Genomic DNA, 23,537 nt, shown 5'->3' with positions numbered 1-23,537 from the left:
CGCTTGGCGATCATCTATACAAAGAAGAGTAGCCCTCGGGTTTTAACATAAAAAGGATGAAAGATATAAGCACACTTCGATGTGAAATCAAAAAGATGCGAACTCATTTAGACCTATTTTATGTTCTGAATGAGGTGAAGAAGCACTATGCCGAAACAGAAGGCATCTCTTTCTATCCAATCAACAGAAGCAACTTTGAGTATTATATTAGCTCTAAAACGAACAGGAACCAGTATTATAAGGAATTTGACATCAGAAAAAAATACAATGATGGCAAAAGGCATATCATAGCCCCCTTCATGGGACTGAAGGATATCCAAAAGGCGATATCGTTGATGCTTCAACTCATATATACTCCATATAACAATGTGAATGGCTTTGTGCAAGGGCGTTGTATCATGCAGAATGCTTATCCGCATGTATTCCAGAATTACATATTCAATATTGACATCAAGGACTTCTTTCCGAGCATTCATCAGGCACGTGTATGGAAGAAATTGCAGTTGCCGCCGCTGAACTTTCCTGTAGCCATAGCTAATGCTATCGCAAATGTGTGTTGTTATGAGTTGATAAATGATGATGATACTAAGATAGGTGTATTACCGCAAGGGGCACCTTCTTCTCCTATCCTGTCAAACATCGTATGCGAAAGGCTGGACTGGAAGTTGAGAAAGCTGGCAAGGGAGAATAATCTGATATATACGAGATACGCTGATGACATGACATTCAGCGGTATGTATAACGCTTTCTCGCCAAAGTCGGAGTTTATTATAAAACTATATGCAACCATTCATGAAGAGAACTTTGTCGTAAACGAAAGCAAGACTTCTCTGATGAAAAGAGGTGCTCATCAGGAGGTGACAGGCTTGGTTATCAGTGATAAAGTGAATGTTCCGAGGAGTTACATAAGAGAAATCCGGTCTTTGCTCTATATCTGGGAGCGTTTTGGCGAAAAAACCGCAAGTTACAGGTTCGCTCTCCACAATTCGAATCGTAAGGACAAGACCCTATCTGAAATCGGCACTCTTGAAAACGTCTTGTTAGGAAAGATTGAATATGTCAAGATGGTGAAAGGTGCTAATGATTCTACCTATCTGGCTTTAAAAGGCAGATTGGATAAATTATTAGGTGCTGAGTTAAGCAAGAAAGAAAAAAGGCGGGAATCAAGAGAGAAGAAATTGCGGAAGGTTGTTCCTCACAATCTCGAAGAAACACAAAAGTTCTTTCACTTGTTTGATTATCCTGAGGGCTTTAAATATCTGACCCATGACTTCCCTGAGGGTGAGGAATGGTCAGTGGACAAACTGAAAGAACAGTGTATCGGCATTTTAAAGAATTATTCGAATTATAGCCAGATTCCAACGTCATTGTGGGCTCTTGTCAATGTATTTGTTATTGGAAAATATTACAAAAAGACAGATTGGATTGACTACGAAGGACATGATCAAAGGATAACCTATAGTGATTTCGTGGGTGGTGAAGGACATCCTATTCTTGGTGACCACAAGGAAGTAATTGAAAGATTTAAGAATACTATTCGTGTCAGGATGCGGTGTTTGTATAATCTGTGCGTTTCTTGGAATGACCCGAAATATGGGCTGAACATTACTATGGATAAAAACGAGCTTAATAAGGCCGATTTTTATACAAATGTGTTTATTCTCAAGAAAAGCGTACAGAGAATTTTCCAAATGTTTGCATCCCGAAATGACAAGAAAGATGTAAACATTCATTATCATAAGGAAGACATCAAGAATAGGAGGTGTCATATCTTGACAATAACACAACAGGATTCTTATTCGGAAAAGGGAGTAGATGAGTTGCGACCAAAACTACATGGAGGCGGGGGCGACTTTGCTACGCTAAAACATGACCTCAGTGGATATTGCAATTGGTCGGTTTTATCAGTTTGGAACGAAAAGCCTGCAAAATGGAATATTCTGAGAGAAAGTGATGTGGATGAAATTGAAGAAGTGACTGATAAACCTGTTGGATTTACACATATATTAACTTTTTATGGAAACAAACTTGAAGAAGATATACATCATTGATGATGACCAATATGGCGAGATGACAACTCATTGCCCCTATATAGTTGATGGAAAATACAGTAGCGTTGTCGAATGGATAAGACCAGACAACTCTTTTGATAAGAGTGTTTTGGAAAATGCGTCTTGTATATGTATTCATAGCTCATTGAGGATATTGTCTGACAATAAATATGTTTCTGGTGATAACCTTCTGCAGGATATTATTTGTGACATTTGTGAGATGGGAGGACGCATTCCCGTAGTTAAATATTCCAAAGGTACGACTGAAACGGATATTGATGATGGTTACGTCGAATGTTCAAAGGATATATTTTACAACAAACTTCCGGTATTAATCACAAACTATATGGAAAAAGATGTGATAGACCTTGCCCTGATTGAAGAAACTGAGAAGAATCGTATAAAGAATGTAATTGTCATAGGTGACGGCTCCATTATAAATAGCTCAGCTATACTACCGTCTACAAATATTTCCGTCATTGAATCCTTTGGGAGTGAGGAGTTGGTGCACAAATTGACTCCGTTTGAGGATAAGGACATAGATACTATCATATTCTCATTATTATCTCCTGAATATAATTGTTTGGATTATGCAATGACCATTCGCTTGTCTGTTGAGGAACTGGGCAAACTTGCCATTGCCAGAATAATTGTTGTTAACAACAATGGGCTATCAATAGAGGAGAGAAAAGAACAATCTGCCACTCTGTTGATGACAGACGGGTTCGCTGTAGGAAAGATGGATGAGATAGACTCTTTGCTGAGGTCAACAAAGCGGTTGGATTCTATGTCTTATAAGGAAGGATTCCTTGACGCTTTATCCATTAGCCCAATGCCTCAGTATGGACATCATTCGTTAGCCAATGAATGGGGCCTGATGGTACTAAACAGGTTCTTGTGTGAAAATGACGAAAATATCCGTCAATACATAGAGGGGGCTAAAAACAATCAGTTGTTCAAATATGCTTCATTGTCGTGCATGGATTGGAGTGGCAGTTCTGATGGCAGTATCATTCCTAAGAGAGAAATAATCAAACAGAGTTTAAAGGCCAAGGGAGGGCGTTACCTGATTATTGATGACAAGGCTGATGACGGTTGGAAAGAGGTGATTTCCAGATGTATCAATAAGCTGGATTCCATGGATGTGATTTCTAAGGAGATTGCAGGGTATGAGGATATACCAACGGCATGTCGTGAACATATAAAGGAAGGCTATTATGATGTCATATTTCTTGATTTCAGATTATTGTCCTCGGAAGAAATTGAGAATAAGGAAATTGATCTGTTCTCAGGTATGAAAGTGCTGAAGGGTATCAAGACATCCAATCCGGGAAATCAGGTAATCATGTTGACTGCTACAAATAAGTCATGGAATCTTAAAGCGCTGATTGACAATGGTGCGGACGGATATTATCTGAAGGAGTCTCCTTTTTATAGTTTTAGTAACGAAGTGTCATTATACAATGCCTTGAACTTGGTCGAATGTATAAGGAAATGCAGGCAGAAGGGTTATTTGAGTGAATCATTTATGAGAATCCAGACCATCAAAGCCAACATTTCCAACAATTCCAATGGAATACTTACAGAAGAAACAAGAAACTCCCTAAAGGTGCAATTGGACATTTCTTATAACTTGATTTCCAAGGCGAATGGAGTGGACAATAAAAACTGTACGGCTTTTGCATTCGTGGCTTTGGAAATGTTTATTGCCATTCTTTGCGATAAATTTGGTCGAGGAACAACAAATCCTGATAAACTAAGAGATTTACTTGGTACTATTTTCGGGATTTCCGATTCTACTGTTATTGATGAAGGTATTGAAATGATACGTGCCCGTAATGAATATGTCCATCAATATAATGTTGACGGTACCTCTTATGAGTATATCTATAGTGGAAAGAATGGCTATCTACGTCTTGTGAAATGTATTGAAAGCATATCCAACTATTTTTGAAATGTATGTCACGAAAGATTATTAACGCATATCCACGATTCAAGGAGTTTAATGACTTGGCTATGGCGGGCGACAATGTGGCTGCCGTGCGCAAGGGTTTGGACTTTTTGCGTTTCATGGGATGAGAGTATGAACGGAAGCAGGTGTATGACCATTTCGAATGGGACGGAGATGACTTCTATACTCGGGAGGCTGAATAAAGGATTGATTATTGATGATTGATTATTCACACATTATAAATTTTCAGCGGTGTTCATCAAGCTACGCAAGTTCCTGATTGCTGATTATTCGCACATCGTTTATATTAAGCAGAGCTCATCAAGCTACGCAAGTTCCTGATGACTGATTGTCTTCACACGGAAAATGCGGAGGACACGGATGTCCGCAAGCGGACGGGGGAGAACATGAATCATCGGAATTTAAACGGAATTTAAACGGAGGTCCGCAAGCGGACGGAGATGGGGAACAAGTTTCGATTAATGATGAATGATTATTGATTATTGATGATTGATGACTGATTGTTGATTGTCTTCACACGGAAAATGCGGAGGACACGGATGTCCGCAAGCGGACGATGTGGGTGAACGTCTTTCGATTACTGATTATTGATGACTGATGATTAATTGTTGATTGTCTTCACACGGAAAGTACGGATGAAACGGAGGTCCGCAGGCGGACTGTTTTGGAGAACGGCAATTAGAAAATAATAAATATCCACAGATGACACAGATGGACACGGATGGAGGTCCGCAGGCGGACGGGGGAAAGGAATGTGAATCATCGGAATTTAAACAGAATTTAAACTGATGTCCGCAGGCGGACGGAGGAGGGGTCAGTGTCCCGCCTCCTCAAATTTTTTAAAACATTTGAGATTATTTTTTGTCTATTCCTGCGGGACAGTGTCCTGTCCCCTGTACCTTAGAAATTGCTTAATCAATAAATTTTTAATCGATGAATAAGTTAAATCAAAACGAAATGATTATGTATGCAAGCAAATGGAATAAATTGATGATAGTCCTATCTGTCATTGTTTTAATTATCGAAGTTTCCCTTGTAGTATATCTGTTTGTGTTTGACAGATTCGTATGTCCTGATGAAGTGGATATAAATGCCTTTTTGGGTACATTCGTATCCATTTGTACTACTTTTATTGTAGGTTTTCAGATTTGGAACTTCATTTATGCTTCTGAGAAGCTAAAAGAATTTGAGAAAGAGAAGAATATCTTGACACAAGAAATACAAGAACTCAAAGAAGCAAAATTCGAGTGTCTTTATTTTAACGCATATACAATTGGTAGGATGAGATACCAAATGGCAAAAGGGTATCATTATGAGGAAAAGGACAAAAGATACTATTGGAATGCTCTTCGTGCTTTTACCAACGCACTACTATATGCTAAAGCAGGAGGGCATGATTTTGAAGACACGTATGATGCCATCTCGGAAATGGTCTTTGCTGCTATTGATTCAATTTCAAAAAATAAAGACCACATGATAGGGTATTTTGATGAAAATTCAAAATGCCTTATCATGATGGAAACAATCAATGCTAACATGCAGGAAATACAAATGTATATTAAAAAGAAATATACTCATATTCATAAATATGCGGTTTTCTCAACATACATGAAGAAATGGACAAGCATATACACATCAATTCTTCAAATTGAAGATGGCAAAGAAGAATATTAACACATTCTATCATTACAAAGAATCCAAGGCCTTGACAAAAGAAAGAGCACAGGCAAGGTTAAGCAAGACCATGCGGTAATAATATAAATGAATGGTAACAAACTTGTTGCATCTGTAAAGCAGAGCATTATTGCGTCCAGGCTATATGAACAAGGTCAAAATATAATCTGACAGGGCGAATTTATAGAACCCACATAAACAGAAAGCAGCAGGAGCCTTCTTGAGGTCCTGCTGCTTTCTGTTTATTCGCTATCCACTACAATTTTCTTGCCGTTATAGACATATACACCTTTGGAGAGTCCGGCTGTCGATGAGGCGTTGCGTCGCACGAGACGGCCGTCGATGCTGTATATGTTGCCCGATATGGCTGGCTTCGTGGCTGTCGCTGCCTGTATGCCGTTAGTCTTGCCGTTGATGTTGTAGTATGCTCCGTTGACGAATGTCATGTCGTCGGTTTGCGGAGAGCCGTTATTGCTGAAGATGATGCCCGTCGGTGGAGTAGTGATATCACCGTAGTAGCACCACTGCCATACGTACTCGTTGTTGCCGTTCTTCCTTATCTTGTAACATTTGGTGCCTGGCCACGTGCCGCCAGTGTAGTTCTGCGTGGATGTCCATGCCCAGCAGAGGATGTCCTTCTTCCAGGTGGTTGGTGCCACGAAGTATGCGTGGAAGGTATATCCTGGTGCAGGAGTATCGAATACGTCGGGCACGTCCTCGACAACCTTTATTACATAGTCGCGCGAGATGATGCCCTTGACCTTGCCTGCAGAGAGTATTCCCACTTTCAGCGTGCAGTTGTCAGAGACGGTAATCTCCGTCCCCGATGTCACGGCGGTGCTCTGTGCCGTAGGATCTGTTCCGTCGGTGGTGTATACCACCTTTGCGGCAGCGTCGTCAGTTACGGCATAGAGCCTCACCTTGAATGCGCCGTTCCTTATGCCCGATGCCTTGTCGGCGAATGCCGTCTCGAGAGTGTTTGCCAGATAGTAAGCGTAATGGTATCCGTCGAGCACCTTCGTCCACCCGTTGCCCGGTGCCGTCATCATGTCGGTCTTTCCCATGGCGGCATAGAGGTTGCCGTTTACCACCACGGCGTAGTAGTTCTGGTTGATCTGTTTCTTCACGTAGTTGCTCATGTTGGTGATGCCAGCAGCCTTTCGTGCCGCTATCATGGCTCCAATCTCATCCTTGTAGTCCATCCAGTGCTTCAGGAACACGCACGGTGTGCCGGGCATAGCCAGCAGGTAGGCGTTGGCGGCGAGCGTGTCCTTCTTTATCGGGTCCTGTGGCGATGATGCTGAGCGGTACTCGGTGTCGTGGTTCTCGACGAATGTCACGGCATACTGCCTGAGCGTGGCATCGTGCATGAGGTTGTTGGTGCTGTTGAGCAATGTCCAGTTGCCGCCATTGGCAGCGTCGCGTACATTGTACCGGAACTGGAAGTCGAAGGCAGCGCTGTTCTTGCCCGTGTTCTCTATCCAGGACTTGATATTGGCGTTGCTGTCCCAGTATTCGCCCACGGAGAACTCTATTCCCGCTGCCTTGTTGTAGTCTGCCACGTGGGATGCCGCGAAGCCCTTCACCATATCATATCTGAAGCCCGTGTATCCGAGGTCATCCTTGAGGTACCTGACATAAGCCTTGATGATGTTCTGCACGTTCTGGCTCTTGTGGTCGAGGTCGCGCATGCCTCCCCAGTCCTCGCCCTCGTCGTTGTTGGTACCGAGCGCAACGCCCTGCCTGGCAGCCTCCTGGGCAGTCTTGCCGCCGTCGTCGTTGGCCGTGATATCAGTAGGCAGCAGCTGGTAGGTCACCCCATTGTAGGTCTCGGCAGGGAAGGTGAACCATCCCGTGGTGTTGTGATGGTTTACCACCACGTCGGCCACGGTACCTATTCCTGCAGCCTTGAACGACGATATGAGGTCGCGCAGCTCGCTCTCTGTGCCGAAGCTCGAGTTCTGGTTGAAGTAATAGTATGGCGTGTAACCCATGGTCTGGTAAGTCTCCAGACACTTGCCGCTCTGCGGAATCCATACTAATGAGAAGTTGCCTGCCAGATCCTTGGTCTGATCCTGCAGATTTTTCCATTGTGTATCGTCAAAAGAGTCCCAGTAGAACCCCTGGAGCATCACGCCGTCGTAGTTGGCGGGCCATCCCTGTGCGCTCATCCCCTGTGGCAGGGTGGCAAGCGCAAGAAGTAGTGAGTAAATATGTTTCATACTGTTGTAGGTAAGATTTGTTTTCGTGCTCAAAATTACAACTATTTATCAAGTGTACGATAAGAGGTGCCTGCTGTTTAGTCTTTTTTAGCGTGCAATCGATTGCATGGCTGTCTGTCCGTATGGCCTTCTTCCTATTCTTTAGCTTCTTTAACAACTTCTTTTTGTGTAACCAATGTAAAAGATTTACTTTTGCACCATATGATTATGGAAGACAACCACACACCAACCTATAGAGACCTTTGCAGCCGTCTGTCAACGGTATATGGTGACAGTGAGGCTCGCGCCATCGTGCGCCTCGTCCTTGAGACACGGTTCGGCCTCTCGTATGCCGACATTATCTGTGACGGCACCGCCCGTCTAACGGCAGACCAGCAGGCTTGCCTTGCCGACATAGCGTCGAGGCTGCAGAAAGGCGAGCCCGTGCAGTATGTCCTTGGCGAGGCTGAGTTCTGTGGCCGTACCTTCCATGTGGAGCCAGGAGTCCTCATCCCACGCCCCGAGACAGCCGAGCTTGTGCAGACAGTATGCCGTGACATTGGCAGCGATGTGGGCAGCGTCCTCGACATATGCACGGGCAGCGGATGCATTGCCATTACCATAGCCCTTGACTGTCCCGGCTGTAGCGTGGAGTGCTGGGACATATCAGACACTGCCCTGTCGGTGGCGCAGCGGAATGCCGATGCTATGGGAGCGCAGGTGGGAGTTGTCAGGCAGGATGCCCTGTGCCCGCCATCCGATGTGGAGCGCTGGTCGGTCATAGTATCCAATCCGCCATACGTCCTTGATAGCGAGCGGCAGTCGATGTCGCATAGTGTCCTCGACTACGAGCCCCATCTGGCACTCTTTGTCCCCGACGCCGATGCCTTGCGCTTTTATGTTGCCATAGCCCGGTATGCCATCAGTGCCTTACGTCATGGCGGCAGGCTCTATTTCGAGATTAATCCCCTGTGTGCATCGTCCATTACGGAACTTCTCTGCACCATGGGGTTCGAGCAGGTTGAGGTCATCGATGACCAATTTGGCCGTCAGCGTTTCGTGAAAGCAATAAGATTATGAGAGAGATAAGTGAAGAGAAAGCCCTCGCCCTGTTGGCCACAGAATGTTCGAAGGCCGAGCATTGCAGTGGCGAGATGATGCAGAAGATGGAGAAATGGGGACTGTCTGCCGATGCCCGCCAGCGTGTGCTGTGCCGTCTTGTTGATGACCGTTATGTCGACGACCGCCGCTTTGCCACCCTCTTCGTGCGTGACAAGCTGAAGTTCAACAAATGGGGCCGTCGCAAGATAGCCGAGGCCATGTGGCAGAAGCGTATACCTGCCGACATACAGGGCGAGGCCCTTGCCGTTATCAGCGATGACGACTATGCCGAGGTGCTGGCGCCACTGCTCAAGGCAAAGGCACGGTCGGTAAAGGGCAGCTCCGACTACGAGCGGTCGATGAAGCTTGTGAAATATGCCCTTGGGCGTGGTTTCGACATGCAGGTGATAAGGAGATGCCTCGGCGATGCCTCGGTACAGGATATAGACGACTATGACAGTTAGCCTCCTCGCACGTCTGGCAGACCTAATAAGTCCTCGTGCGTGTGCCGTCTGCGGCTGCCGCATAGAGGCGCCTGGCCACGTGATATGCGCGGCCTGCAACATGATGCTTCCCCGCACGTCGTTTGCAGAACATCCCTATGACAATGTCATGGCAAAGAATCTCTGGGGAATTGTGCCCTTGGAGAAGGCTGTCGCCCTGATGAGGTACGAGCATGGCTCGCAGGCCTGCAACATCGTCTATGGCATGAAATACGGGAGCCATCCCGACTTCTGCTACCAGATGGGAAGGCTCATGGCCATGGAGCTGATGGCTACCGACTTCTTCGGTGACATAGACGTGCTGATGCCTGTGCCGCTGACAAGCAAGAGAATGGTTGTGCGTGGCTACAACCAAAGTGAGGAGATGGCTCGTGGCATAGCCGATATCACAGGGCTTCCCGTGGTGACAGGCGTCGTTCGCCGTACCGTCTTCAAAGGAAGCCAGACAAGTCTTAACCGTTGGGAAAGACAGGACAATATGGAGGGAGCATGGGAGCTTGCCGATGGACATAAGGTTGCAGGCAAGCATGTGGCTATCGTTGATGATGTGGTGACAACGGGCGCTACTATCATGGCTTGTGCCAGCCAGCTGATTAAGGTGAGAAACGTAAGAATCAGCGTTGTGTGCCTGGGGTATGCGGGGAAGGCTCCTTAGTCCTTTGACCTTGGCCCTTAGCCCTTAGCCCTCTTGCCCTTATTCGCTCAGGAAAGTTTTAAATGCCTTTACGCAGAATTCGTGGTCTGCCACACTGCCTGTCTCGCGGCAGCTGTGCATGGCAAGAATAGCGTTGCCCATGTCTACGCCCCGAAGAGGTATTGACGAGGCAAGAATGTTGCCAAGGGTGCTTCCACCTGCCACATCGCTATGGTTGACGAACCGCTGGCATGGCACTCCAGCCTTACGGCATATCTCTGAGAATACTGCCGCCGACACGGCATCGCTGGCATATTTCTGTGCAGCGTTGAACTTTATTACAGGGCCACCACCAAGAACGGGATGGTTCGTCGGGTCATACTTCTCGCTATAGTTGGGATGCCATGCGTGTGCGTTGTCAGCAGAGACCATGAAGGCTTTCTCTACCGAGCGCCAATATGCCTCCTCGCCTCCTCCCTGAGCTAAGGCTATCCGACGTAACAGCGACGAGAGGAAAGGACTTCCTGCACCCTGCTTGGTCTGCGAGCCAGTCTCCTCATTGTCGAAGATGGCCAATACGCTCGTTACCTCGCCATCCGGTGTTCCCGTTAGTGCCTCAAGACCAGCGTAGCACATCGACAGGTCATCGAGACGGCCTGATGAAATAAACTCGTCATGCACTCCGAAGAGGCAGGCTGGTGTAGCATCAGCAAGATAAAGGTCGAAGTCGAGAATCTCTTCCTTACTTATGCCAAGCTCATCACAAATGACACCAATGAGCATATTGCCCTTCTCCAGCTGGTCTGTCACCATACCCAGCAGAGGAAGCATGTCTTTCTGACGGCTTAGCTTTACCCCGTCGTTCACCTGACGGTTGAAATGTATGGCAAGATTGCTTATCTGCAGAAGAGGCCTGCGTACATGCATGAGCAATGTGCGGGGCTCCATGGGGCTGTCACCCCTTGTTATCACACGACCGGCAAGTGTTAGCGGACGGTCAAACCATGTCGACATTATAGGACCACCATACACCTCGGTATTGAGTTTCACGATACCACCCTCGCAGAGCATCTCTGCATTGGGCTTTATACGGAACGTAGGAGAATCGCAGTGGGCACATATCATGCGGAAGCCTGCTTCGGCAAGTGGCTTACTGCCTATGCGGAAAGCATACACCGACGAGTCGTTCTTCGTCACAAAAAACTTACTACCCGGCTGAATATCGGTAAGGGACTCGCTGGCATCGAAACGTGTGTAGCCCGACTGCTCGAGTTCTGCAACAATGTTTCTTACTGCCAAGAAATTGACTGGAGAGGCATCCAGAAATTGTAATAGACGGTTTATCATATTATATTATGGTCTTATAAAAATATATATAATACATGCGGGATTATCCGAAGATATGCTCAAAGAGGACTCTCACACCGATGGCTATAAGCACTATGCCTCCGATAAGCTCAGGCTTCATACGTTTTGCCACGCCCTTTCCGAAGCGTATGCCAAGGATGCTGCCTGTGATGCTGAAAACAAGAGATACAACACCGATGACGACAAGAGGCATGACAAGCGTGGACATGGATGTATAGCCGAGGCAAGCCAGAGAGATGCCCACGGCGAGTGCGTCGATGCTCGTTGCTACGGCAAAGGTCAGCTGCGTTTTCAGACTACGGGGATTGAAATGGTGGTCGGCGTCATCATCCTTGAACGACTCTACTATCATTCTTCCACCAAGAAAGGACAGTAGGCCAAATGCCACCCAGTGGTCGACGCTCTCAACATACGAGCTCAATTTTGCCGTACATAGCCAGCCCGCCAATGGCATCAGTGCCTGAAAGAGTCCGAAGAGGAAGGCTGTGGTGAGAATGGTGCGCCAATCATAACGACGGAGCAGCACACCGAACACTATCGAGACGGTGAAGCAGTCCATGGCAAGGGCTACTGCCAGCAAAAATATTTCAACGATAGTCATATATGCTATGATTATTGTGATAAAAAACTATGGCTCTACAGTCGGCCATCCATCGTCAGTCCAGCTGATTTTTCTCTGCACTAATATTGCCGCGCCATCGTGTGCCACGCTGTAGCCATGGCATATGAAGATGTCACCATCAGGGAAGGAGTATGCGGCACAATGTCCGGCAGCCTGCAGCGATACCCCATCGCCACCAAAGAACGGTGTTCCTCCACCTGTAGACATATCCTTGCCATTGCGGTCGAGATATGGCCCGGTAATCTTGCGGCTCCGTCCTACGGCCACACGGTATGTGCTCTTCTCGCCACGGCAGCAATAGTCCCAGCTGACGAACAGGTAGTACCAGCCGTCCTTATGGAATATGAACGGTGCCTCTATGGCGTTCTCGCCAGCGTATTCGGAAGTGGGGTTGCCGCCATGAGGGAGGTTGTCACCCCATCTGCGTGCTATTGTCCTTGGACTGCCGACAGCGTGCATGGTGCTGTCAAGAGGTATAATCTGTATGCCGTCCCAAAAGCTTCCAAATGTCATCCATGGCCGTCCATCGGCATCAGCACAGATGTTGGCATCAATGGCATTCCAGTTGTTGCGGTCCTGCCTGCTGGTAATGACACATCCCTCATCAGTCCACTGAGGTGTGGCAAGGGTGGGGGAGCTTATCAGTCCTATGGCCGAGGTGTTCCTGCCGAATGTCGAGCAGCTATAGGCTATCCACCATCTGTTGTTGAAACGGAAGATGTCGGGTGCCCACACGTGGTTGCGGAAGCCAGGAACACTATCATGAGTCCATGCAGGGATGCCTTCGCGTCCCATGACGCCGTCCGGCTTGAATGTCCATGAGCGGCGGTCGGAAGATGTCATAAGCTGAATGCCCATACCCGTAGAGAACATATAATATACGCCATCCTCGTAGGCCATGACGGGGTCGTGGACCATGGCGGTGTCGGTAGTGAACTCCGTCATAGGACGTCGGGTACGTCCTTGGGCTGTCATAGTAGTGACGCCCATCTCAATAAAGCAGAACAAGACCAGCAAACGCAGCATAGCAAATCATTTTTATGGGGTTTATCTTTATATAATAGGTACCCACGAAGGTGGATACAAACAGGGCAATGCTGATAAAGAACTGCCATGGACTATCATACATGGAGCCAAAGTTCTCACGGTTCATAAGCATCAAGGCAGCAGCAGCAAGCAACCCCACTACCGTCGGGCGCAGTCCGAGGAATATGCTCTGTACGGCAGGCGTATTCATATAGCGCATGAACATCTTGCTGATGAGAACCATTAGCACGAACGAGGGCAGCACCAGGGCGAAGGTGGCAGTAGCAGAGCCAAGAACAGCCATGGCCTCGCCATATCCGGCATTATGCACCGCGGCATATCCGCAATATGTTGCTGAGTTGATGCCTATGGGGCCAGGTGTCATCTGCGATATGGCCACAATATTTGTGAACTCTGCCGTTGTAAGCCAATGGTGTATGGAAACCGTCTGCGTCTGTATGAGCGACAGCATACCATATCCGCCTCCAAAGCCGAAAAGGCCGATGACGAAGAATGTGTAGAATAGTTCGAGGAATATCATATATATTCTGTTACTGCTCTGTCGGTTTTATGAATTGTCCATATAGATAGCCTGCCACTCCCGCCACCACAATAATATATATAGGGTTTACACCAAGTGCTGCGATGAGCAAGGCTGTGATTATGGGTATCCAGCAGTTGTACAATCCTATATGCGCACTCTTGGCCAGATTGAAGGTTGGGGCTGCAATGAGGGCAACAACGGCCGGGCGTATGCCACGGAACATAGCAGCTACCCATGGCACATCCATGAAACGGTGGAAGAAAAGGGCTATGACAAGGATGATGACGAACGAGGGCAGAGCAGTCCCAAGGGTGGTACACAATGCGCCGCGCTTCTTGCGTAGCTTATAGCCAATAAAAGTGCTGATGTTGATAGCGAAGACTCCCGGGCAGCTCTGCGCTACGGCAATAAGGTCGAGCATCTCCTCACGGGTGGCCCACTTGTGCTTGTTCACCACCTCCTCTTCTATAATAGGTATCATGGCGTATCCACCCCCGAGGGTGAATGCGCCAATCTTAAAGAAGGTTTTGAACAGTGTCAAATAGAGATTCTGCATAGTAAGACCCGTAAGTGTACCTACTTCCTGTCCTCAATCCACTTACGTGCATTGACGAAGGCCTCTATCCACGGAGTCACCTCGTCGTTGCGGTGTGATGCCTCCTGCCATCCAAGCTGCCATGGGAAGATGGCACGCTCAAGGTGTGGCATCATTGCCAGGTGACGGCCGTCGGCGGAGCAGATGCCCGCAACGTTATAGTCGGAGCCGTTGGGGTTGCCGGGATAACTGCTGTAGTTGTATTTGGCAACCACATTGTACTTATCCTCTGTCTCGGGCAGTTCGAAACGTCCCTCTCCATGGGCTACCCACAGACCAAGCTTGCTGCCGCTAAGCGAGCCGAAGAGCACGCTGCTGTTCTGAGGTATGGCCAACGAGAGGTATGCACTCTCAAACTTGTGCGAGCGGTTGTGGAGCAGGTGTGCGCGATGCTCGTGCTCTGGATTGATGAGATTTAGCTCTACCATCAGCTGGCATCCGTTGCAGATACCAAGTGACAACGTATCCTCACGGGCATAGAACTTGTCGAGTGCCTCCTTGGCTTTAGGATTATAGAGGAATGCTCCTGCCCATCCCTTGGCTGAGCCAAGAACGTCAGAGTTGGAGAAACCGCCACAGAATACTATCATATTAATGTCCTCAAGCGTCTCGCGGCCATTGATAAGGTCGGTCATCATGACATCCTTCACGTCGAAGCCTGCCAGATAGAGCGAGTATGCCATCTCGCGCTCGCCATTGGTACCCTTTTCCCTGATGATGGCAGCCTTAACACCACTGGGCTGCCTGCGGTCTGCAGAGATGCCGTATTGTGAGAGCTTGCCCGTGAAGGCGGCAGGATAGCTAAGCTCAACAGGCTGGTGCTTGTAGTTCTCGGCACGTTGCTTGGCCATGCCATTCATGCTCTGCTTGCGGTCGAGAAGATAAGAGGTCTTATACCACTTGTCGCGAAGAGCATCTATGTCGAAGCTATGGCTCCACTCGCCCTTGACAACCTTCAGGGTGCGTCCGTCCGTAACAGGATAGCCTATCTTGGCATAGCCGATGCCGTTGTCCTCAAGATACTCCCTAAGGTCATTCTTGTGCTCGTCGGAAACCTGAATGACAACACCGGGGTTCTCAGCCATGAGGTTCTTTACGACATCATCACCTGCAAGGTCGTGAAGGTTGATGTTCAGGCCGCCCTTGGTATTGGCGAAAGTCATCTCAAGGAGGGTTGTCAGCAGACCACCGGCAGAGATGTCATGTCCGGCCATTATCCACCCGCGGCGGATAAGCTCCTGAATGGCATTGAAGCAGTCGGCAAAATACTCAGGGTTCTTGACGGTAGGTACATCGCTACCAACCTTGCCGAGACTCTGAGCGAATGCAGAACCGCCAAGACGCTGCTCGTCGAAGCTGAAGTCTATATGGTAAAGGCTTGAATTCTTGTCATTGACGATGACTGGAGAAACCACTTTCCTGATGTCCTCAACCTCACCGCCACTTGACACAATCACAGTACCGGGAGAAACTATCTTCTCACCATCGGGATATTGCTGCGACAGTGACAGCGAGTCTTTTCCTGTAGGAACATTTACTCCAATGGCGCAGCAGAAGTCGCTCAGAGCCTCAACGGCAGCATAGAGACGCGCATCCTCGCCCTTCTGTGAGCGGCAAGGCCACATCCAGTTAGCCGAAAGACTGATATTCTCAATTGGCGAGGGATTGTTGGCATCGGTTGCCATCGGTGCCCATACGATGTTGGTCAGTGACTCTGCCACAGAGAGCACGCTGCCTGCCTCTGGACTTGCGAGTCCAGCCTGTGGCGCATGTCCGAGAGCTGTTGCGATACCCTTGCGGCCACGGTAGTCGAGAGCCACCACACCACAGTCGCTCAACGGCAGCTGCAGCTGTCCCTGACATTGCTGGCGTGCCACCTTGCCCGTAACGGAGCGGTCAACCTTATTGGTGAGCCAGTCCTTGCATGCTACAGCCTCCAGCTGAAGCATACGTTCTGCATAGGCATCTATCTCGTCGAGGCTGTAGGTGACATCCTCGTATTTTCTCTCTACAGTCTCGTCCACCATCACCGTCTTGGGAGAATGTCCAAACATCTGAGCCACGTCAAGGTCGAAAGGCTTCTTGCCATCAGACTGTACGAAGCTGAAGTGGGCATCGCCGGTTGTCTCGCCTACAACATACATCGGGGCGCGCTCGCGCTCGGCAATCTTCTGCACATGCTCAAGGTGCTTCTCGTCAATGAGCAGTCCCATGCGCTCCTGCGACTCGTTGGCGATAATCTCCTTCGCGCTCAGCGTCTTGTCACCAATCGGCAGCTTTGACATATCTATCGAGCCTCCGCACTCCTCGACAAGCTCCGACAGACAGTTAAGGTGGCCTGCCGAGCCATGGTCGTGGATGCTCACTACCGGATTGTTATCCTCCTCAACCAGTGCTCTCACAAGGTTGTAGGCACGCTTCTGCATCTCCGGGTTGGCACGCTGCACGGCGTTGAGCTCTATGCCGTTGCTGTAACGGCCTGTGTCTACCGACGACACCGAGCCACCACCAAGACCGATACGGTAGTTGTCACCGCCGACAACGACAACCTTGTTGCCCTTCTGCGGTTCTTTCTTCAGGCAGTCGCGCTTTGTGCCATAGCCAACACCACCTGCAAGCATGATTACCTTGTCGTAGGCATATTTCTCGTTGTTCTCCTGATGTTCGAAAGTGAGCAGCGAACCTGTGATGAGTGGCTGGCCAAACTTGTTGCCGAAGTCGCTGGCGCCATTCGAGGCCTTGATAAGAATCTGCTCAGGGCTCTGGTACAGCCACTTCCTTACGGGCAGTATGTCCTCCCAGTCGCGTGAGCTGTCGGCATGGCCATTGTCGTCTGTCAGACGCGGATAGGCTGTCATGTATACAGCTGTTCCTGCTATAGGCCAAGAACCTACGCCGCCACCCATACGGTCGCGTATCTCACCACCTGTACCGGTAGCCGCACCATTGAAAGGCTCTACCGTGGTTGGGAAGTTGTGGGTCTCGGCCTTGAGAGAGATGACGCTCTCTATGTCCTTCACCTTGAACCAGTCGGCAGTTGACTGGTCGGCGGGAGCAAACTGCTCAATGACGGGACCTTGGGCAAAGGCCACATTGTCCTTGTAGGCAGACAATATCTTTCCGGGATGCTGCTGGGTGGTCTTCTTGATGAGGGCGAAGAGGGAACTTTCCTTCTCCTGTCCATCGATTATGAATGTGCCACCGAATATCTTGTGACGGCAATGCTCGGAGTTAATCTGTGCGAAACCGAATATCTCGGAGTCGGTGAGCGGACGTCCGTTCTGTTTCTCCATGTTGTGGAGATACTCTATCTCCTCTGGCGACAGGGCAAGTCCCTCCTCCTCGTTGAACTTCTCCAGATTGTCTACAAACTTGATGGGCTCAGGAGTATGGCTGACGGTGAAGACCGTCTGGTCGAGGCCATCGTACATTCGCTGGAGCATGGGGTCATGGTCAGCATCCTTTGAGCCAACGGGGAAGTACTCCTCTATACGTGTAACACCAGCAAGTCCCATGTTCTGGGTAATCTCAACGGCATTTGTACTCCATGGGGTAATCATCTCACGTCGTGGGCCTACGAAGTAGCCTCCGAGGGTGTCGGAGTCCAGACACTCTGCATCGCCAAAAAGCCAGCAAAGCTCGTTGACCTCGTCTTGGCTGGGCTGGTGATTGATCTCAGCCGCAATAACATTCTCCTGGGAAGTCTTAAAGAACAAAATCATAAAAAAGTCTTTTTTTATTCGGTAACTAAACTAATTATTCTCTATAACTGGCAGCAGAGAACGGCAGATGCGCGCACGCACATACATTACAATCTCTATTTGCCACTGCAAAGGTAATGCAATCAAGTGGAATAACAAAACAAAAAACAGATTTTGTGCTTATTGACGGCAACTGCCACACCGTCGTACAAAGCCACAATAAGCGAAACTTTGATTATTGCTTGCATAATCAGACAGAAATGTTTATATTTGCAAACAAAACAGATATTTCTATGAACAGCAAGATTACTGTTGCGGCACTCATGGCAACTACACTGACTATAGGAGGCTGCAAGACACAAGAGAGCAACATGACAACAGCAGGTGAGGCAGGGCACACAAATGCGCTGCTGGAAAAAAGCAAGAACATCCACGGCATTGAGTCTTTTGACAAGCTGACTGTCGATGACTACCGAGAGGCAATACTCGAAGGTGTGGATGAACAGAAGAAAAATGTGGAGACCATAGCCGGAAACAAGGCTAAGCCCACGTTTCAGAACACCATCGCCGCACTCGACCGCAGCGGCGAGGCTCTGAACCGAGCGTCTGCTACGTTCTGGCCACTGTCAAGCAGCAATTCCACTCCTGAGTTTCGGGCTCTTGACAAGGAGCTGTCGCCAATACTCTCTGCACACAGTGATGACATATACATGAACGACAAGCTCTTCAAGAGGGTGAAAGCCGTATATGACGAGGCCGACTCAACAACGCTGTCGAAAGAGGAGATGAAGGTAACGGAGAACATCTACAAACGATTCGAGAGAAACGGGGCGAACCTCTCAGATGAGGACAAGGAGAAACTGCGCCAGCTGAATTTGGAGATCTCCGACCTACAGGTGCAGTTCTCACAAAACCTGCTCCATGAGACCAACAACACCTTCGTCACCGTCGACAAGCTTGAAGACCTTCAGGGACTTCCACAGTCTGATATCGACAGGGCGGCGGCAATGGCTGCTGCACAGGGGCAGACGGGGAAATGGATGTTCAACATGCAGAGGGCATCGTGCAATCCTGTCCTGCAGTATTGCAGCAACAGGGAGCTGAGGCGAAAAATATACCAGGCATATTGCAACCGTGGCAATCAGGGCAACGACTACGACAGCAAGGAAATCTGTGCAAAACTGGTGAAGCTGCGCTTGGAAAGGGCAAAGCTTATGGGCTTCAAAAACTGCGCCTCGCAAATTCTCGACACACGCATGGCAAAGACACCAGAGGCTGTCTATGCCCTGCTCGACCAGGTGTGGACGCCTGCCGTAGCAAAAGCCAACGAGGAGCTTGAAGACATACGCGCCGAGATGAAGAAAGACGGACTCGACTGCGAGCCGGAGGGATGGGACTACCGATACTATCTGGAACGTGCCCGTAAGGCAAAGTTCAACTTTGACGAGAGTAAGCTATCGGAGTATCTTGAGATAAACAACGTACTGAAAGGGGTATTCTACGTTGCCAACAAGCTCTATGGCGTATCGTTCAAGGAAATCACTGATAAGGCTCCTGCCTATGAGCCCACGGCACAGGCATGGGAGGTGTACGATGCCGACTCCACCCTACTCGCCATATTCTATAGCGACTACATGCCACGCGACGGCAAGAGAGCCGGAGCATGGTGTACATCGTTCAGGGGACAGCGGTACGACGGTGGCAACAGGGTTGAGCCCGTAGTTGTCAACGTTTGCAGCATGACCCCGCCAAGTGCTGACAAGCCAGCTCTTCAGACCATCGACAACGTGGAGACAATGTTCCATGAGTTCGGGCATGCCCTGCACAGCTTTATGCGCGATGTCCACTACAGCAGCGTGGCAAACGTAGAGCGTGACTTTGTGGAGCTGCCATCGCAGATAAACGAGCATTGGGCCTTCGAGCCTCAGGTGCTTGACGTCTACGCCAAGCATTATGTCACGGGCGAGAAGTTGCCACAGGAACTGCTCGACAAATATATTGCCGCAAGCAAGTATGGACAGGGATTTGCCACTGTGGAATATCTGGCAGCATCATACTCCGACATGGACCTTCACGTGCTCACTGAGGTGCCCGACGACTTAGACGTGATGAAATTCGAGGAGGAGAAACTGAGGCAAAGAGGTATACCCAGGCAGATACAGCCCCGATATCGCATAACGAACTTCTCACACACCATGGGTGGAGGATATACCGCCGGATACTACAGCTACCTCTGGGCTGAGGTTCTCGATGCCGACGGCTTCGAGGCATTCAAGGAAACAGGCGACATCTTCAATCAGGAAGTTGCATCCCGCTTCCGCAAATACGTCCTCACTCCCGGTGGCATCGACGATGGTATGACTATGTACCGCAACTTCCGAGGCGCTGAGCCCAAGATTGATGCCCTGCTCAAAAACAGAGGACTGGCAGAATAGGAAAACAACCACAAATAATAGGGGCGCAACAATGCGCCCCTATATTGTTTCCTATCCTCTCCCTCCCCTTTAAGGTTGTCAGGGGAAGTAGGGTGTACAGTTTGATGTGCAAAATCAGTAGCAAAGAAGGGGCAACCTGCGCATAGCCCAGGGTAGAGCGTAGCGACACCCTGGGTTATTTCACGTAGTTGATGGTCGCCCTGCTAAGGGCAAAAGCGTAGATAATGGCAGGACAGATAACGCTTTTGCGCTTACAGCGCGCAGGGACAACAACCCGCTACACCCAGGGTGCCGCTTCGCTTTACCCTGGGCTATGTGCTTTTGCGCTTACAGCGCGACAATTACCGACATGAACTTCAGAATTAGGATATTCAATTTTTGCACATCAAACTGTACACCCTACCTTACCCCTCAAAACCCTATTTTCCTCTTGGGTTCTTTCTGTGCATATTTTGCCGCTACGGCCTTCATGTCAGCGTCCGTCACCTCCCATATTGCAGCCTCACTATCATATGTGGCTGAGAAGATACGCTCAGAAACGGCAGGGATGATGTCTGTGTCAACAAGTTGTTCCATCCAGCGGGCATTACTGAAATCACGGCCCTTGTTGGCAGTCTGCCCCTCAACAAGCTGGCGCATAGCGGCGGCAGCATCAGGTGTTATGGCAAGCCCGTTGGCAGAAAGGTAGTTGACACTAATCTCCATAAGTTCCTCAACACTGTAGTCATCGAAGTGAAGATGATGTGGGAACCGACCCCGCAGTCCGGGATTGGCATCCAGCATCCTGTCCATGTCCTTGGCATATCCCGCCATGATGACCACCATATCTGGATTCTTATTCGAGAGCACGGTGAGCAGGCATTCTATGGCCCTGTAGCCGTAGTCCTTGCGGTCATCGGAAGTGTCGACGAGGGTATATGCCTCATCGATGAATAGCACGTTGCCGCGCGCCTGCTCCAGCAGACGCTGCATGTTCTGCTCCGTCTGCCCGATGTAGCGTCCGACGATAGTGCTCCTCTCGGCCACCACGACATTTCCCTTGGAGAGAATACCCAGCGCATGGAACACCTTGCCGAGTTTCTTTGCCACGGTGGTCTTTCCAGTGCCCGGATTGCCTGTGAATATCAGATGATGGCAATTGGCAGCACGCATGCCTCCCACCTCCGTACATCTGTTGTCAAACATCGCTTTCATGGCGATGTTCCTGATGGTAGTCTTCACGCTCTTCAGTCCCACCATTCCGTTTATATCCTCCAGGCTGTCGGCAATATTGCTGCTGCCACATCCCATGGGTGTCCAGTTGATGTCGCAAGCCTCTATAGTGGTGAGCGCATGGTGGATGTCACCATTGGCCGTGAAGCAGGATGTTATCATCCTCTTGCGGAAGCCCTCCATGAGTGACTCTTCGACAAAGCGCACACAGTAGTCCGAGGTCTTGTTACCCAACAGTCCTGCCTCAGCCCTCTTCCGCAACCCACTCTCTATAGCTTCCGCAGCCTCTTCTGACAATGTCAGCTCACGGCTTTCAAGCTCTTGCTGTATGCCATACATAATCTCGTCTGCCGTCAGCGGCTCTATCTCCACCATGTTTTCTGCCGGCACCTTACCAGCCATGACGGGATATTGCTCCTTCAGCTGCTCTATCTCCGACCTGTTGCCGAGGAAGAATATCGTGGGCGCATCGCCGCTGACCATACACTCCTCTATGTACGCTCCAACCTGACGGCCTGCTGCCCATAGTAGCGAGCCGACACCATATATGCACAGCACATTGCCCTTGTCGCTCATCCTGTCGCGGACTTCCTCCATGGGGTCAGCAATATTCGACGACTGGGTAAGGCGTGGTGCGTCAACGCTCTTGAAAAACTTTCCAGGCATGGCAACATTTGCGAACCGCTCTATAGCTGTTCTCGTGGCCGCATCAGGCTCGCCAATTATGAAGTGATGGTCGCAACGCCTGATGGCAGCAACCTCGTGCAACCTTCTAATCTCGTTGTGAATGGCCATACGGCAATAGTCCAGAGCATGCCGTTTAAGCTGTCCGCAGCCTACGGTGTCCCTGAGTCTCTTCCACAGTTTGCTGTCGTGGGCATCCTGTATCAGCCTGCCTGCCATCACATGGTCGTGACTTCCGGGACTGATGCTCCCCAATCCTGTCACTCGGACATCCCTGCCGCCATGCACCGTCAGGTCTACCCTCGCAAAAGGCTCACCGTTATGGGTTACCAGACATGCGTATGCGCCATCAGCCCATGGGTGCGCAGCTGTCAGCACCACACGCAAATTCCTTCCCGCAGTACGTTTCCTCGGCATGCAACTTCCTTGTGCCACGAGCATGAGCGAGCCGTTGTGACAATAGATGTCGAAGACATCCTTTTGTCCAACACTCCATCTGCCGTCCATACTCAACACCAGTTCCCGACCATTGGCTATGGTTGCCGTGGCATTGGTGATGGCAGGATGGACGAGACTCTCGCCGTTGGCCAGTAAGGTGAAGGAATAACTGCACGAGCAAGCGTCGGACAACAGGCGGACATCGGGAGTGTCTGGCGTGATGTTCGACAACCGCAGTCGATAGATGCCTGGTATGAGCTTGTCGGCAATGTCATCAATGGTATGCAGGAAATAGTCGCCGTCAAAGGAAGGCGAGTATTCTGTCTGGTAGAGAGGGTCGGCGCTCCCACGCCGGAGCAGCTCTATCCTGAACGACTGACCGTCAGGCTCGCTTTTGCAACTTATGTTGTCAATGTCAATTACAATTGGGAGATTATCTTGCTGGAAGACATACGGCGGAGTGCTGCTCGTCTTCATGTCGGTGGTGCCGACAGTAATATTGATTTTACTGAATGTGAAATCTGACATATTTGGCTCCATCTTAGACGTGGAGCCTGTTTTCCTTAATATTTCAATCATGGCAATAACAATTAAATAATTACAGTTTCGCATATCTACGACATGCTGTTGATAGTCCACCCCGTCGCCACAACTGTGCTACGGGACAAACCTAAAAAGTGTGAGGCCACACGTTTCCCAACAAGATAATTGGAGTTCCGAAAAACTAATCAAGCCGCCTCCGGCTTGACATAATTGTATCATTAAGTCAAAGAACA

General features: G+C 49.3%; 15 protein-coding genes. 7 read left to right on the top strand and 8 right to left on the bottom strand.

The window, feature by feature from the left end; translation table 11 throughout:
• Positions 1-56: 56 nt before the first annotated feature.
• From CIL02_RS01120 to CIL02_RS01110, 3 genes are all read left to right on the top strand, one after another.
• On the top strand, positions 57-2,051 hold the full coding sequence (locus CIL02_RS01120; RefSeq protein ID WP_094398647.1) for a reverse transcriptase family protein: 1,995 nt from the start codon (positions 57-59) through the stop codon (positions 2,049-2,051).
• Positions 2,029-4,005 carry a hypothetical protein gene (locus CIL02_RS01115; protein WP_170934976.1) on the top strand — a complete coding sequence of 659 codons (1,977 nt, stop codon included), beginning with the start codon at positions 2,029-2,031 and terminating at the stop codon, positions 4,003-4,005. The genes CIL02_RS01120 and CIL02_RS01115 overlap by 23 nt, the downstream gene beginning before the upstream one ends.
• 951 nt (positions 4,006-4,956) lie before the next feature.
• Positions 4,957-5,697, top strand: coding sequence for a hypothetical protein (locus CIL02_RS01110; RefSeq protein WP_094398645.1), 741 nt, complete (start codon positions 4,957-4,959; stop codon positions 5,695-5,697).
• 242 nt (positions 5,698-5,939) lie between these two features.
• On the opposite strand, the gene CIL02_RS01105 is transcribed toward CIL02_RS01110, so the two are convergent.
• On the bottom strand, positions 5,940-7,919 hold the full coding sequence (locus tag CIL02_RS01105; RefSeq protein ID WP_094398644.1) for an alpha-amylase family glycosyl hydrolase: 1,980 nt from the start codon (positions 7,917-7,919) through the stop codon (positions 5,940-5,942).
• Positions 7,920-8,126: 207 nt separating this feature from the next.
• Between CIL02_RS01105 and prmC the strand changes: the two genes are divergently transcribed.
• From prmC to CIL02_RS01090, 3 genes are read left to right on the top strand one after another with little or no spacing between them, the layout of a single operon-like run.
• Positions 8,127-8,978 (top strand): peptide chain release factor N(5)-glutamine methyltransferase, encoded by an 852-nt coding sequence (gene prmC, locus CIL02_RS01100; protein ID WP_170934975.1) that lies wholly within the window; start codon positions 8,127-8,129, stop codon positions 8,976-8,978.
• Positions 8,975-9,463 carry a regulatory protein RecX gene (locus CIL02_RS01095; RefSeq protein ID WP_094398642.1) on the top strand — a complete coding sequence of 163 codons (489 nt, stop codon included), beginning with the start codon at positions 8,975-8,977 and terminating at the stop codon, positions 9,461-9,463. Before prmC ends, CIL02_RS01095 begins: the two co-directional genes overlap by 4 nt.
• A complete protein-coding gene (locus CIL02_RS01090) occupies positions 9,453-10,157 on the top strand; it encodes a ComF family protein (protein ID WP_094398641.1) in 705 nt (234 codons plus the stop codon). Before CIL02_RS01095 ends, CIL02_RS01090 begins: the two co-directional genes overlap by 11 nt.
• Positions 10,158-10,196: 39 nt before the next feature.
• On the opposite strand, the gene CIL02_RS01085 is transcribed toward CIL02_RS01090, so the two are convergent.
• Genes CIL02_RS01085 through purL form a run of 6 tightly spaced genes read right to left on the bottom strand, consistent with a single transcriptional unit; the run spans position 10,197 to position 18,013 of the window.
• Positions 10,197-11,483 (bottom strand): M18 family aminopeptidase, encoded by a 1,287-nt coding sequence (locus CIL02_RS01085; RefSeq protein ID WP_094398640.1) that lies wholly within the window; start codon positions 11,481-11,483, stop codon positions 10,197-10,199.
• Between the two features lie 43 nt (positions 11,484-11,526).
• Positions 11,527-12,105, bottom strand: coding sequence for a manganese efflux pump MntP family protein (locus CIL02_RS01080; protein WP_094398639.1), 579 nt, complete (start codon positions 12,103-12,105; stop codon positions 11,527-11,529).
• Positions 12,106-12,132: 27 nt separating this feature from the next.
• The gene (locus CIL02_RS01075) at positions 12,133-13,101 is read right to left on the bottom strand and encodes a family 43 glycosylhydrolase (protein ID WP_240513484.1); all 969 of its coding nucleotides are present in this window, start codon (positions 13,099-13,101) and stop codon (positions 12,133-12,135) included.
• 16 nt (positions 13,102-13,117) lie between these two features.
• Complete coding sequence (locus CIL02_RS01070; protein WP_094398637.1) at positions 13,118-13,693, bottom strand: chromate transporter; 576 nt, start codon at positions 13,691-13,693, stop codon at positions 13,118-13,120.
• Between the two features lie 10 nt (positions 13,694-13,703).
• Positions 13,704-14,252 (bottom strand): chromate transporter, encoded by a 549-nt coding sequence (locus tag CIL02_RS01065; RefSeq protein ID WP_094398636.1) that lies wholly within the window; start codon positions 14,250-14,252, stop codon positions 13,704-13,706.
• A gap of 20 nt (positions 14,253-14,272) precedes the next feature.
• Positions 14,273-18,013, bottom strand: a complete 3,741-nt coding sequence (purL, locus tag CIL02_RS01060; protein ID WP_094398635.1) for a phosphoribosylformylglycinamidine synthase — start codon at positions 18,011-18,013, stop codon at positions 14,273-14,275.
• A gap of 272 nt (positions 18,014-18,285) precedes the next feature.
• On the opposite strand from purL, the gene CIL02_RS01055 reads away from it, so the two are divergent.
• Positions 18,286-20,427 carry a M3 family metallopeptidase gene (locus CIL02_RS01055; RefSeq protein ID WP_240513483.1) on the top strand — a complete coding sequence of 714 codons (2,142 nt, stop codon included), beginning with the start codon at positions 18,286-18,288 and terminating at the stop codon, positions 20,425-20,427.
• Between the two features lie 411 nt (positions 20,428-20,838).
• Here the strand turns inward: CIL02_RS01055 and CIL02_RS01050 are convergent, their stop codons facing one another.
• Positions 20,839-23,340 (bottom strand): AAA family ATPase, encoded by a 2,502-nt coding sequence (locus CIL02_RS01050; RefSeq protein WP_170934974.1) that lies wholly within the window; start codon positions 23,338-23,340, stop codon positions 20,839-20,841.
• Positions 23,341-23,537 lie beyond the last annotated feature (197 nt).

The sequence above is a fragment of the Prevotella sp. P3-122 genome (genome assembly GCF_002251365.1).
Lineage (GTDB): Bacteria > Bacteroidota > Bacteroidia > Bacteroidales > Bacteroidaceae > Prevotella.
This window is presented reverse-complemented; position numbering and strand designations above follow the sequence as displayed.

Bases quoted from the DNA above. Each gene is read 5' to 3' on its own strand.
- CIL02_RS01090 (WP_094398641.1), top strand. From the start codon at position 9,453: ATGACAGTTAGCCTCCTCGCACGTCTGGCAGACCTAATAAGTCCTCGT.
- CIL02_RS01085 (WP_094398640.1), bottom strand. From the start codon at position 11,483: ATGATAAACCGTCTATTACAATTTCTGGATGCCTCTCCAGTCAATTTC.
- prmC (WP_170934975.1), top strand. From the start codon at position 8,127: ATGGAAGACAACCACACACCAACCTATAGAGACCTTTGCAGCCGTCTG.
- CIL02_RS01080 (WP_094398639.1), bottom strand. From the start codon at position 12,105: ATGACTATCGTTGAAATATTTTTGCTGGCAGTAGCCCTTGCCATGGAC.
- purL (WP_094398635.1), bottom strand. From the start codon at position 18,013: ATGATTTTGTTCTTTAAGACTTCCCAGGAGAATGTTATTGCGGCTGAG.
- CIL02_RS01050 (WP_170934974.1), bottom strand. From the start codon at position 23,340: ATGATTGAAATATTAAGGAAAACAGGCTCCACGTCTAAGATGGAGCCA.
- CIL02_RS01070 (WP_094398637.1), bottom strand. From the start codon at position 13,693: ATGATATTCCTCGAACTATTCTACACATTCTTCGTCATCGGCCTTTTC.
- CIL02_RS01120 (WP_094398647.1), top strand. From the start codon at position 57: ATGAAAGATATAAGCACACTTCGATGTGAAATCAAAAAGATGCGAACT.
- CIL02_RS01065 (WP_094398636.1), bottom strand. From the start codon at position 14,252: ATGCAGAATCTCTATTTGACACTGTTCAAAACCTTCTTTAAGATTGGC.
- CIL02_RS01055 (WP_240513483.1), top strand. From the start codon at position 18,286: ATGAACAGCAAGATTACTGTTGCGGCACTCATGGCAACTACACTGACT.
- CIL02_RS01110 (WP_094398645.1), top strand. From the start codon at position 4,957: ATGAATAAGTTAAATCAAAACGAAATGATTATGTATGCAAGCAAATGG.
- CIL02_RS01105 (WP_094398644.1), bottom strand. From the start codon at position 7,919: ATGAAACATATTTACTCACTACTTCTTGCGCTTGCCACCCTGCCACAG.
- CIL02_RS01075 (WP_240513484.1), bottom strand. From the start codon at position 13,101: ATGACAGCCCAAGGACGTACCCGACGTCCTATGACGGAGTTCACTACC.
- CIL02_RS01095 (WP_094398642.1), top strand. From the start codon at position 8,975: ATGAGAGAGATAAGTGAAGAGAAAGCCCTCGCCCTGTTGGCCACAGAA.